Consider the following 12,579-nt stretch of genomic DNA (forward strand, 5'->3'; position numbering starts at 1 on the left):
ACGCGTCGGGAGAACGCTTTGAAAAGAAAACGCCCGGGTTTCGACCCGGGCGTTTTTGCGAGATGAGAGCAAGCCTGACTCAGACAATCCCGCCGGAACCGCCCTTGACCGCAGGACGTTCCGCCGCAACGCGAGCGCGGTAACCGCTGGCGCGATAGGCTGCCACCGGATCGATGGCACCGCCCGCCCGCAGCCGCGCTTCTGCAAGGATCGGCTCGACATCAGTTCGATAGGCCCGCTTCAACGTCTCGGATGCCATTAGCGCATCATTGTCGTTCTGGTAGCCCTCCAATTCCGCCCGATCGACGAGCAGCGCCTGCGCATAGGCACGACGGATCTCGTTGGCGCTGGAAATCAGGCTCTCGATCGGATCCGTCACATTGTGACTCTGATCGATCATATGGGCGGGATGGAAATCTTTCACGCCACGATGCTCGGCATCCACCAGCTCGTTGAACACGAGGAAGAGGCGATAGGGTTCGACTGATCCAGCGTCGAGGTCGTCGTCGCCATATTTGCTGTCGTTGAAGTGGAAGCCGCCGAGCTTGCCGAACTGGATGAGCCGCGCGACGATCATTTCGATATTCGTGTTCGGAGCATGATGCCCGAGGTCGACAAGGCAATAGGCTTTTTCGCCGAGCGTCTGCGCGATCAGGTAGTTCGTGCCCCAGTCCTGGACAACAGTCGAATAGAAGGCCGGCTCGTACATCTTGTGTTCGGAGAACAGCCGCCAGTCGTCCGGCAGCGCCTTATAGATGTCCCGCATCGCGTCGAGATAGCGCTCGAACTGGCGGGTGAAGTTGCTCTGCCCGGGGAAGTTGGATCCATCACCGATCCAGACTGTCAACGCCTTGGAACCGAGTGCCCGACCGATCTCGATGCATTCGAGATTATGTTCGACCGCCTGACGCCGCGTCGCTGCGTCCACATGGCTGAGCGAACCGAACTTGTAGGAATGCGCCTGATCGGCGCCATCCGAGAATGTGTTGGAATTCATCGCATCGAAGCCGAGCCCGAGCGCATCCGCCTTGGCCTTCAGCTCTGTCGGGTCAGCCTTGTCCCAGGGGATATGCAGCGAGACCGTCGGCGTCGCTCGCGTCAGCTGCTGGATGACGCCGCAATCGTCGAGCTTGTCGAAGATATGACGCGGCTCGCCCTGCCCCGGAAAGCGGGCGAAACGTGTGCCCCCGGTCCCGACACCCCAAGAGGGAACGGCGACGAAGAAGTCCGCGACTTTCGCCGTGACTTTCTCGATATCGATCGAGCTCCGTGCGAGCTTCTCGCCGAGCGCCTGAAAGTCGCTGCGATGGGCGCCTTCCCGCTTCTGGTTATCAGCGGCAACGATGTCAGCGGCTATTCGGATTTCGCTCATTCTTTCCTCCACCTCGCGCGAACGATTGTCACCGAAGCGCGTTTATCTGCAGTCACACACGAAAATCGGAGCCAACATGGACGTTGTTCGCATTCTGCTTGCCATCCTCCTGCCGCCCCTCGGCGTTTTCCTCCAGGTCGGCATTGGCCTGCATTTCTGGCTGAACATCCTGCTGACGCTCTTCGGCTATATCCCAGGCATCATCCATGCCATCTGGGTCATCATCCGCAAGTAGGATCCCCTCGCGACGCAAGCGCCGCGAGGGCTCGGGAGATCAGCGCGGAAAGCTCTGCGCGTTGCCGGCATCGACATTGATGATGTTGCCGGTGGATTTCGCCGAGAGATCGGAGGCGAGGAAGTAGATCGCCTCCGCGATGTCTTCCGGGAAGACATTCAGCTTCAGCATAGAGCGGTTGCGGTAGTGCTCCTCGAGATCGGTGACTTCGATCTTCGAGGAGGCCGCCCGCTGCTCGCGCCATTCGCCATTCCAGATCTTCGAACCGCGCAGAACAGCATCCGGATTGACCGTGTTCACCCGGATGCCCGCATCTGCGCCTTCAAGTGCCAGGCAACGGGCGAGATGGATCTCGGCCGCCTTTGCCGTGCAATAGGCGGAAGCGTTTGGCGATGAGGCGAGACCATTCTTCGAAGCGACGAAAACGACGTTGCCGCCGAGCTTCTGACGCCGGAATAGCCGGAAAGCCTCGCGCGAGACGAGAAAGTAACCCGTGGCCAGGATGCTGATATTCTTGTCCCACATCGCTAGCGTCGTGTCTTCGACCGGCGCCGACGAGGCGATCCCGGCATTCGACACGAGAATGTCCACGCCACCGAATTCCACACAGGCTTCGGCGAACGCACGGATAACCGCATCCTCACGGGTTACGTCGAGTTGCGCCGAGCGCACGACATCGGCGCCATGGCGCTTCGAGAAGTCGGCGACCGTCTGCTCCAGTGCCGCCGCGTCGATATCGGCCAGCACCACGCAGGCACCTTCCGCCATCAACCGGTCGGCCGTTGCCCTGCCAATGCCGCCGGCGCCGCCGGTGACGAAGGCAACGCGACCGGCCAGGCTCTTCGGCTTCGGCATACGCTGCAGCTTTGCCTCTTCGAGCAGCCAGTATTCAATGTCGAAGGCTTCCTGCTCCGGCAGCCCCTGATATTCGGAGACCGTCGATGCGCCGCGCATGACGTTGATCGCATTGACGTAGAACTCACCGGCAATGCGGGCCGTCGCCTTGTCCTTGGCAAAGGACAGCATGCCGACGCCCGGGACCAGGAAGATCACCGGGTTAGGATCGCGGATCGCAGGCGAATTGCCGTGTTTGCAGGTCTCGTAGTAGCGGGTGTAGTCGGCGCGATAGGCTTCGAGCGCTTGGTCGAGGCCTGCGAGAACCGCCTCCACATCAGGTTTCGCCGGATCGAAATCTACGATCAGCGGGCGGATCTTGGTGCGCAGGAAATGATCGGGGCAGGACGTGCCGAGGCTACCGAGCGGCTGCAGGTTCTTCGAATTGACGAATTCGAGCACGGCATCCTGGTCATCGAAATGGCCGAGCTTGCGCTCGCACTTGCCGATGCGGCCGCGGATCTCGGGCATCAGGCGCGCGGCAATGGCGCGTCGCTCGTCTGGCGGCAGGCTCTTCGAAACGGCGCCGCCGAAGATCGCCTTGCCTTCCGTCTCCTTCGCAAACCAGGCGATCGCATTGTTGATGATCTCGAGCGTTAGCAGATAGCAATCCTTGGCGTCATCCGCCCAGGTGAACAGGCCGTGGCTTTCGAGAACCACACCCTTGGCGCTCGGATTGGCTTTCACGAAGGCCTCGAGGTCGAGGCCGAGCTGGAAACCGGGACGGCGCCAGGGAAGCCAGCCTATTTCCGCACCGAAGATCTTCTGCGTCAATTCCTTCGAATTCTTCGAGGCTGCAATCGCGATGATCGCATCCGGATGCATGTGATCGACATGCGTGAAAGGCACAAAACCATGCAGCGGCGTATCTATGGAAGCAGCGCGCGGATTGAGGTTGAAAGTGCAATGCGGCAGGAAGCCAACCATCCGGTCTTCGTCATGCACACCCTTGTAGATACCCTTCAGCGCTTCGAGCTTCTCCTGGTAAAGCGTCGCGAAACCGTCGAGCTTGATTGTGCCGACGTCGCCGCCGGATCCCTTGACCCAGAGAACCTTGACCGTTTCGCCGGTCAGCGGATCGGTTTCCATCACCTTGGCAGAGGTGTTGCCGCCCCCGTAATTGGTGATGCGCTTGTCGGCACCCAGCAGGTTGGAGCGATAGAGAAGCTTGCCTGGCTCATCGAGCGCGGCGGCATAAGCATCATCCCAACGGTTTTCGAGAAGGCGGGTTTGGCCCGTCATGACATCCTCCCTGCATTGATTTTCATGAGCAGTCAGCGACGGCTCATCTCCTTCTTGATCGCAGATATCGCGCAGCCCTCGCCCGATTGTCAATCAATTTCGATCATTTCTTTTCATGTTGCGCTGCAGTATTATTATTTTTGATCGTTTCTGATTGACAGCGTAAAAACATTGCGAATAAATCACGGTCAGGAGGACACCATGCACGAACGCGAACGCCATCGCATTATTCTGAGCGCGATCCAGGAAAAGCCTGTGATCACGGTGCAGGACATTGCCGAGCTGACCGAGGCTTCAGAAGCCACGATCCGCAGGGATATCGCGTCTCTCCACGTGCAGGGAAAGCTCAGACGCGTCCGCGGCGGCGCCGAAGCCGTGCATCCGCCGCAGCTTGGAAATCTCGCGGCCCGGCCCTTCCGCGTTTCCGAATCGGTCAACATCGACAAGAAACGCGCAATTGCGCGCGCAGCGGTCGATCTCTGCGAGGAAGGCGATTCGATCATCATCAACGGCGGCACGACCACCTTTCAGATGGTGCATTTCATGTCGGCCCGCCGCCTGCAGGTCATGACCAATTCCTTCGCAATCGCCGAACACCTCGTGAAACACTCGAAATGCACGGTCTCGGTTCCGGGCGGCGCGATCTATCGTGACCAGAGCCTGATCCTGTCACCCTTCGAGAATGATGCGATCCGCAATTTCTATGCCCGCCGCATCTTCATTGGCGCGCAGGGCATCAACGCCCACGGCGTGATGGAATCGGATGCACTGGTCATCCAGAGCGAACAGAAGCTAGTGCGCCAGGCCGAAGAACTGATCGTCATGGTCGACTCCAGCAAGTTCGCCAAGCGGTCGAGCCTGATCCTGTGTTCGCTCGAGAAGGTCTCGACGATCATCACCGATGATGGAATTTCCGACGAGGCGGCCGCCATGGTCACCGAAGCCGGCGTAAAGCTCATAACCGTGAAGCCGATGGCTTCAGCGGCAAGGGAGGATACCTCGTCGGTCGCTTAAGAGGAGGCGGCTGGGAGGAAGGGAAAAGCAGTTCATCAACCTGGGAGGAAAACATGAAACTGACAAAGATTCTGCTGGCCAGTGCCGCCATTGCACTCGCCACCATGGGCTCGGCGGCACAGGCAGCCGACATGAAGATCGCACTGGTCGTCAAGTCGCTTGGCATCGGCTTCTTTGAAGCCGCCAATAAGGGTGCACAGGAAGCCGCCGCGGAACTGGGCGGCGTTGAAGTGATCTATACCGGCCCGACCTCGACGACGGCTGAAGGCCAGATCGAAGTCATCAACTCGCTGATCGCGCAGGGCGTCGACGCCATCGCAATCTCGGCAAACGATCCGGACGCAGTTGTCCCGGCCCTCAAGAAGGCCATGGACCGCGGCATCAAGGTCATCTCCTGGGATTCGGGCGTCGCCCCCGAAGGCCGCATCATGCATCTCAACCCGTCGTCCAATGCGCTGATCGGCAAGATGTGCCTGCAGCTGGCCGCCAACCACCTGCCTGATGGTAAGGGTGACTTCGCCATCCTGTCCGCCACGACCACCTCCACGAACCAGAACATCTGGATCGAGGAAATGAAGGCACAGCTGAAGGACTTCCCCGGCCTGAACCTCGTGACGACAGTTTATGGTGACGACCTGGCCGACAAGAGCTACCGCGAAGCAAACGGCCTTCTGACCTCGCAGACCAACGTCAAGGTCATCGTCGCCCCGACCACCGTTGGTGTTCTGGCTGCTTCGCAGGCCGTCAAGGATGCCGGCAAGATTGGCGACGTTTATGTCACCGGCCTCGGCCTTCCCTCGGAAATGGCGGGCGCCATCCAGTCGGGTGCCACCAAGGAATTCGCCATCTGGAACCCGATCGACCTCGGCTACTCCGCAACCCAGATTGCCTATCGCCTCGCCAAGGGTGAAACCGATGCCGCTCCGGGTTCCGAAATCGAAGCCGGCCGCATGGGCAAGATCAGTGTCGGAGACGGCGGCGAAGCGGCCATGGCAGATCCCTTCGTCTACGACGCCTCGAACATCGAGGAATTCTCCAAGATCTTCTGATCTCGGCGGACCAGACCCGGCGGCTCAAGCCGCCGGGATTTCACTCATTCGGTAAGCACATGATAACCGTTCAATCTGCCAAGCTCGCGGCGGGCGCGATCCCGGCTGGCGAGCCCATTCTCGAAATGCGGGGCATTTCCCAGATCTTTCCGGGCGTCAAGGCGCTCGACAAGGTCGACATCGCCCTCTACCCGGGCAAGGTGACCGCGCTGATCGGCGAGAACGGCGCCGGCAAGTCGACGCTCGTCAAGATCCTGACCGGCATCTATCGCCCGAACGAAGGCGAGATCCTGATCGACGGCAAGCCGACCACCTTTGCCAACGCTCAGGAAGCCATCGACGCCGGCGTCACCGCCATCCATCAGGAGACGGTGCTGTTCGATGAGCTCACCGTCGGCGAGAACATCTTCCTCGGCCACGCGCCGCGCACGCGTTTCGGGCTGATCGACTGGCGCACCATAAACGAGCGGTCCCGGCAGCTGATGAAGGCGCTGGAAAGCGACATCGACCCGACCACCAAGCTCAAGGACTTCTCGATCGCCCAGCGCCATCTGGTCGCGATTGCCCGCGCGCTCTCGGTCGATGCCCGCATCGTCATCATGGACGAACCGACGGCCGCCTTGTCACGCAAAGAGATCGACGATCTCTTCCGCATCGTCGAGGGTCTGAAGCGCCAAGGCAAGGCCATCCTCTTCATCAGCCACAAGTTCGACGAACTCTATGAAATCGCCGACAACTACGCCGTCTTCCGCGATGGCCGCATGGTCGGCTCAGGCGTGTTGAAGGACACGCCCCAGGACGAGATAGTGCGGCAGATGGTCGGCCGCGACGTCCACGACGTCTTCCCGAAGACCGAGGCTGTCATCGGTGCACCTGTTCTGAGTATCCGCGGCTACAGCCACGAGACCGAATTCCGCGACATCAGTTTCGACTTGCGCAAGGGCGAGATCCTCGGCGTTTACGGCCTGATCGGCGCGGGACGTTCGGAACTCTGCCAGTCTATCTTCGGTATTACGCGGCCCAAGTCCGGCATGGTGGAACTCGAAGGTCGCGAGATTACCATCCGCAACACCTCGGATGCGATCACTGCGGGCATCGTCTATGTACCTGAGGAACGTGGCCGCCATGGGTTGGCACTGGAACTGCCCATTTACCAGAACATGTCCCTCCCCTCGCTGATCCGCACCTCGGTCGCAGGTTTTCTGAGGGCGGCCAACGAGTTGAAGCTCGCGCGCCGTTTTGCGGAGCGGCTGGATCTGCGGGCGGCCGCCCTGTCCGTTCCGGTCGGCACGCTGTCCGGCGGCAATCAGCAGAAGGTTGTCATCGGCAAGTGGCTTGCCACCTCGCCCAAGGTCATCATTCTCGACGAACCGACCAAGGGCATCGACATCGGTTCAAAGGCAGCCGTCCATGCCTTCATCTCGGAACTCGCCTCCGAAGGCCTTTCGATCATCATGATCTCGTCGGAACTACCAGAAATCCTCGGCATGTCGGACCGTGTGATGGTTATGCGCGAGGGCCTGCAGGCCGGCATCTTCGAGCGCGAGGGCCTGACCGCCGAGACGCTCGTGCGCGCCGCAACCGGCAATGCGTGAGGAATGACCATGCAGAAACTGCTCAAGAACCGTGAAATGCTGCTGGCCCTGATTATCATCGGCATGATCCTGAGCTTCACCACGCGCGCACCCAATTTCGCTTCGCCTGCTAACCTTGCGAACATCTTCAACGACACCTCGATCCTGATCATCCTGGCACTCGGCCAGATGGTCGTGATCCTGACGAAGTCGATCGACCTGTCGGTGGCCGCCAATCTCGCTTTTACCGGCATGGCGGTCGCCATGCTCGACAGCGCCTATCCGGGCCTGCCGCTCGCACTCCTCGTGCTCATTGCAATCGGCATTGGTGCGGCCCTCGGCGCGATCAACGGCTTCCTCGTCTGGGCATTGCAGATCCCGCCGATCGTCGTCACACTCGGCACGCTCACCATCTATCGCGGCATGAGTTTCGTCCTGTCGGGAGGCGCCTGGGTCAATGCCCATCAAATGCAGCCGGATTTTCTCGGCGTACCGCGTCTGCCGGTGCTGGGCTTACCGATCCTCTCCTGGGTCGCGATCGCAGTCATCCTGCTGGTCGGCTTCATCCTGGCCCGCACCCCCTTCGGCCGCTCGGCCTACGCCGCCGGCGGCAATCCGGTGGCTGCCATCTATGCCGGCATCAATGTAGGTCGCGCCCGTTTCCTTGCCTTCGCGCTCTCGGGCGCGCTCGCCGGCCTCTCGGGTTACCTCTGGGTGTCGCGCTACGCCGTCGCCTATGTCGATATCGCGGCCGGCTTCGAACTCGACAGTGTCGCTGCTTGCGTCATCGGCGGCATCTCGATCGCCGGTGGCATCGGCACCGTGATCGGCACGGTGCTCGGCGCCCTCTTCCTCGGCGTCATCAAGAATGCGCTCCCCGTCATCGGCATTTCGCCCTTCGCCCAGATGGCGATCTCCGGCATCGTCATCGTGCTCGCCGTCGTCTTCAACGCCCGAGCCGAGCGCAAGAAGGGTCGTATCATCCTGCGTGATCGCGCAGCCGGAAAGGAGGCGACGGCATGAGCACCGCAACCGAACAAACCAAGCGCGTCATCCCCGACCGTCTCGAAACGCCGTTGCGCCGACTGCTGGGCAGCTGGGAAGTCCTGCTCTTCTGCGTGGCGGTGCTGATCTTCATCGCCAATTCGCTGGCCTCGCCCTACTTCCTGAACGCCTGGAACCTGTCGGACGCCACCTTCAACTTCACGGAAAAGGCACTGATTGCCTTTGCCATGGCGCTGCTGATCATCGCTGGCGAGATCGACCTCTCAGTTGCCGCGATCATTGCGCTCGCCTCGACAGCCATGGGTTACGCCGCACAGCTGGGAGTCGGTGCGCCCGGTCTGGTCGCGATCGGGATCACCACCGGCCTTGCCTGCGGCGCTTTCAACGGCTTGCTGGTTGCTGGCCTGAAGCTGCCTTCGATCGTCGTCACCATCGGAACGATGAGCCTTTTCCGCGGCATTTCCTATCTGGTCCTGGGTGACCAGGCCTTCGGCAAATATCCTGCGGACTTTGCTTTCTTCGGCCAGGGCTATGTCTTCTGGGTCATCTCCTTCGAATTCGTGCTCTTCCTGGTGATGGCACTGCTCTTCGCCATTCTGCTTCACCGGACGAATTTCGGCCGCCATGTCTATGTCATCGGCATGAACCCGCTGGCAGCGCGCTTCTCCGGCATTCCGGTCGAGCGCGTGAAGTTCATCCTCTTCCTGCTGACCGGGCTGATGAGCGGCATCGCCGCCATCTGCCTCACCTCCCGTCTCGGCTCCACCCGCCCCTCGATCGCTCAAGGCTGGGAACTGGAGGTCGTGACCATGGTCGTGCTCGGTGGCGTCTCCATCCTCGGCGGATCCGGCACCATCGTCGGCGTCGTCATCGCCGCCTTCGTCATGGGCCTCGTCACCTTCGGCCTTGGCCTTCTCAACGTGCCGGGCATCGTCATGTCGATCTTCATCGGCCTGCTCTTGATCATCACCATCGCGCTCCCCATTGTCGCGCGCCGTATCAAGCACGCGAGGAACGCGCAATGAGCGAGACCGAACGCCACGTCTTCAAGATGAAGCTCAATCCGGGCATGGAAGCGGAATACCGCAAGCGCCATGACGAGATCTGGCCTGATCTCGTCGACCTGCTGCACGAAGCTGGCGTGAGCGACTACACAATCCATCTCGATCCGGAGACCAACCTGCTGATCGGCGTTCTCACGCGCACGAAGACGCACAAGATGCCGGACTTGCCGTCTCACCCGGTGATGAAGCGCTGGTGGGCGCACATGGCCGACATCATGGCCACCAACCCCGACAAGTCGCCTTGGGCCATCGATCTGAAGCCGGTCTTTCACATGCCATGAGCCAGTCTTTCCAACGCATCGCCGTCATCGACATCGGCAAGACCAATGCCAAGGTGGTGCTGGTGGATGGGATGACTGGCACCGAACTGGCAGTGCGAAAATCCGCGAATACGGTCATCCCCGGCCCGCCCTACCCGCACTTCGATGTCGAGGCGCTCTGGGCGTTTCTGCTGGGGTCTCTCAGGGAATTCGCCGCCGGACCCGGCTTCGACGCCTTGTCGATCACCACGCATGGCGCATCGGCAGCCCTGCTGAACGACGACGGCAGCCTTGCGATGCCGGTGCTGGATTACGAACATCTCTACCCACACGAGACAACCGAAGCCTATGGTAAGCTGCGACCGGATTTTTCGGAAACCTTCTCGCCAGCCCTCACCGGGGGCCTGAACGTCGGGGCGCAGTTGCACTATCAGAAGACAACGTTCCCGGACCGGTTCGACAAGGTCGCAACGATCCTCACCTATCCGCAGTACTGGGCATATCGCCTGACGGGTGTTCCCGCCAACGAGCGGACCTCGCTTGGTTGCCACACGGATCTCTGGCATCCATTTGAGGGTCGGTATTCGGATATGGTCGACACACTTGATATCCGCGAGCGGATGGCACCCCTGCGCTCCGCTTTCGATGCGCTCGGGCCTATCAGACCCGAAGTGGCCGACGCCATCGGCCTAAACGTCCCGGTGCCCGTCTATTGCGGCCTCCACGATTCCAACGCGTCCCTATTGCCGCATCTCGTCGGCTTCGGCAGCCCTTGCACTGTCGTCTCGACGGGAACTTGGGTGATCTGCTTCGGCGTCGGCGCCAAGCCGCACGGACTGGATCCTTCGCGCGATACGCTGGTCAATGTCGACGCCAATGGTCACGCCGTTCCCTCGTCCCGCTTCATGGGTGGCCGCGAATGGGACCTTCTCACCCGCGACATGGCGGTCGTCCCCATGGAGGAGGAACTAACTGCAGCGGCAACGGTGATCGACGCAGGTTCGATGATCCTGCCGAGCGTGGTCAAGGGTACCGGCCCATTCCCGGATTCGCATGTCCGTTGGCTCAACGAGCCGCAGACCACGGCCGAACGACTGGCCGCGGCCAGCCTTTACGAAGCCCTGATGACGCAGACCTGCCTCGACCTCATCGAGGCAGAGGGGCCGATTATCGTCGAGGGTCCATTTGCCGCCAATCAACTCTATCTCCGGGCGCTCCACACGCTGACGAAGCGCCCGGTGCACGCATCGGAAGCATCCACCGGGACGGCAATCGGCGCGGCCTTGCTGACCGGGATCACGCTCGACGTCAAAATGCGGAGCATCGTCGACACGCTAGACGGACTGGACGATTATGCCCGGGAGTGGCAATCCAGGGCCGGTAAAAACTAGGCCGTGACGCAGATCGTCCGGTGCGGACAATCAACGGTTACACGCTGATCCGGGTGTTCAGAAGACTAAAGCGTGACGATCAGCACCGCTATGAAGCCGATCGAAACAGTCGCGACGGCCATCGCGACCCGCTGCCGGCAAGCCTCGACGGAGCGCCAGGATTTGGGTTCACCGAACAACTTCGAGATCGCATGTGACATGGCAGTCTCCCACGAACGGAGCCACTCATTGGCTCCGGCTGATATTGACACATTTTCGTCATAATCAGCCCCGCGTCAACAATCACGACTAGATTGGTATTCTAAAGATGGCCGGTTTCGAAAAATTCCTCTCTGTGTTGAGCCGGGTCGTTAACCGATCTCTCCCGAGGCAGGTTAGCAGCAAGTCTCGGGCGAAAGGTCACGCCTGCGGCCTTGTCAACTGACGGCCCATCAGCCAATACAACTGTTGAATTGTCAGACAACATGACAGACGACAGTCGTACGCTTGTAAGGAGGAGCCATGACAACGCACACGACAGATGAGGCTTCTCGAAGGGGACTGGGACTCGCCGGGATGGCAGGCCCCGCGGTCATGCTGCTCGGCATGCTGCTCTTTGCAATGAACGATGCCATGGGCAAATGGCTGGTGGCAAGTTACGGCCTGGGTCAGGTCATCCTGATCCGCAGCATTGCCGCACTTCTGATCCTTGCCCCCTTTCTCTGGATGGCCGGCCGGAAGCCGGTCCTCGAGGCGGAGCGACCCTGGCTGCAGTTCATGCGCGTCGTTTTCTCGACACTGGAACTCTTCTGTTTCTACTATGCGGTCATGTATCTGCCGCTGGCCGATGTAATGACCTACTGGCTCGCAGCCCCGATCTATGTGGCAGCGGCAGCGCCCTTCCTGCTTGGAGAAAAGGTCGGCTGGCGGCGCTGGACCGCGATTGCAATCGGCTTCATCGGGGTCGTGATCACGCTCGAGCCATCGAGCGCCATGTTCACCGCGCCCGCGCTGATCTCGATCATCGGCACCGCGGCCTTTGCCTTCATGATGCTCTCCGGCCGCAGCCTGCGCGGCACGCCGGACAAGACGCTGGTACTCTTCCAGACCGGTGGAGCTGCGGTGGTCGGCCTGATTGCCGCCCCCTGCGGCTGGACACCGATCACGTCGGCAAATGAAATCCTGCTGCTGGGGCTTCTCGGCATCGTCGCGATGAGCGCGCACATGCTGGTCAACCGCGCCTTGAAGATCTCGGACGCCGCGACCGTCGCGCCGCTCCAATACACCCTGCTGCTATGGGCTGTTGTCTTCGGCTATTTCTTCTTCGGCGAAGTGCCTCGACTGACCATGATCGTCGGTGCGACGCTCATCGTCGGTTCGGGCCTGTTCATCTTCTTCCGCGAGCAGCAATTGAAGAAGCGGGACAAGGTCCTGCCCTCCGTCCCCGAATGATCAACTAAAAAGCCCGCAGCGGTCTCCCGCTGCGGGCTTCTTCTGGTG

The 12,579-nt window shown here is 60.8% G+C and carries 12 protein-coding genes; 9 read left to right on the plus strand and 3 right to left on the minus strand.

What is annotated here, in order from left to right; translation table 11 throughout:
• Positions 1–79: 79 nt before the first annotated feature.
• A complete protein-coding gene (gene rhaI / locus D4A92_RS03675; protein ID WP_203018176.1) occupies positions 80–1,372 on the minus strand; it encodes an L-rhamnose catabolism isomerase in 1,293 nt (430 codons plus the stop codon).
• A 76-nt stretch (positions 1,373–1,448) separates the two neighbouring features.
• Between rhaI and D4A92_RS03680 the strand changes: the two genes are divergently transcribed.
• Positions 1,449–1,607: a YqaE/Pmp3 family membrane protein gene (locus D4A92_RS03680; RefSeq protein WP_203018178.1), complete on the plus strand. Its 159-nt coding sequence runs from the start codon at positions 1,449–1,451 to the stop codon at positions 1,605–1,607.
• A 39-nt stretch (positions 1,608–1,646) separates the two neighbouring features.
• On the opposite strand, the gene D4A92_RS03685 is transcribed toward D4A92_RS03680, so the two are convergent.
• Positions 1,647–3,743 carry a bifunctional rhamnulose-1-phosphate aldolase/short-chain dehydrogenase gene (locus D4A92_RS03685; protein ID WP_203018180.1) on the minus strand — a complete coding sequence of 699 codons (2,097 nt, stop codon included), beginning with the start codon at positions 3,741–3,743 and terminating at the stop codon, positions 1,647–1,649.
• A 201-nt stretch (positions 3,744–3,944) separates the two neighbouring features.
• On the opposite strand from D4A92_RS03685, the gene D4A92_RS03690 reads away from it, so the two are divergent.
• From D4A92_RS03690 to D4A92_RS03720, 7 genes are read left to right on the plus strand one after another with little or no spacing between them, the layout of a single operon-like run.
• Positions 3,945–4,757 (plus strand): DeoR/GlpR family DNA-binding transcription regulator, encoded by an 813-nt coding sequence (locus D4A92_RS03690; protein ID WP_203018181.1) that lies wholly within the window; start codon positions 3,945–3,947, stop codon positions 4,755–4,757.
• 53 nt (positions 4,758–4,810) lie between these two features.
• The gene (gene rhaS, locus D4A92_RS03695) at positions 4,811–5,806 is read left to right on the plus strand and encodes a rhamnose ABC transporter substrate-binding protein (protein WP_203018183.1); all 996 of its coding nucleotides are present in this window, start codon (positions 4,811–4,813) and stop codon (positions 5,804–5,806) included.
• Positions 5,807–5,865: 59 nt separating this feature from the next.
• The gene (locus D4A92_RS03700) at positions 5,866–7,401 is read left to right on the plus strand and encodes a sugar ABC transporter ATP-binding protein (protein WP_203018185.1); all 1,536 of its coding nucleotides are present in this window, start codon (positions 5,866–5,868) and stop codon (positions 7,399–7,401) included.
• Positions 7,402–7,410: 9 nt separating this feature from the next.
• Positions 7,411–8,403 (plus strand): ABC transporter permease, encoded by a 993-nt coding sequence (locus D4A92_RS03705; protein ID WP_203018186.1) that lies wholly within the window; start codon positions 7,411–7,413, stop codon positions 8,401–8,403.
• A complete protein-coding gene (locus tag D4A92_RS03710) occupies positions 8,400–9,410 on the plus strand; it encodes an ABC transporter permease (protein ID WP_203018187.1) in 1,011 nt (336 codons plus the stop codon). Before D4A92_RS03705 ends, D4A92_RS03710 begins: the two co-directional genes overlap by 4 nt.
• Positions 9,407–9,730, plus strand: a complete 324-nt coding sequence (locus D4A92_RS03715) for an L-rhamnose mutarotase (protein ID WP_203018188.1) — start codon at positions 9,407–9,409, stop codon at positions 9,728–9,730. The genes D4A92_RS03710 and D4A92_RS03715 overlap by 4 nt, the downstream gene beginning before the upstream one ends.
• The gene (locus D4A92_RS03720; protein ID WP_203018189.1) at positions 9,727–11,100 is read left to right on the plus strand and encodes an FGGY-family carbohydrate kinase; all 1,374 of its coding nucleotides are present in this window, start codon (positions 9,727–9,729) and stop codon (positions 11,098–11,100) included. Before D4A92_RS03715 ends, D4A92_RS03720 begins: the two co-directional genes overlap by 4 nt.
• A gap of 65 nt (positions 11,101–11,165) precedes the next feature.
• On the opposite strand, the gene D4A92_RS25225 is transcribed toward D4A92_RS03720, so the two are convergent.
• A complete protein-coding gene (locus D4A92_RS25225; RefSeq protein WP_281435261.1) occupies positions 11,166–11,300 on the minus strand; it encodes a hypothetical protein in 135 nt (44 codons plus the stop codon).
• Between the two features lie 355 nt (positions 11,301–11,655).
• On the opposite strand from D4A92_RS25225, the gene D4A92_RS03725 reads away from it, so the two are divergent.
• A complete protein-coding gene (locus D4A92_RS03725; RefSeq protein ID WP_203019829.1) occupies positions 11,656–12,531 on the plus strand; it encodes a DMT family transporter in 876 nt (291 codons plus the stop codon).
• The last annotated feature ends 48 nt before the right edge of the window (positions 12,532–12,579 follow it).

It is taken from the genome of Rhizobium rosettiformans (assembly GCF_016806065.1).
GTDB lineage: Bacteria > Pseudomonadota > Alphaproteobacteria > Rhizobiales > Rhizobiaceae > Allorhizobium.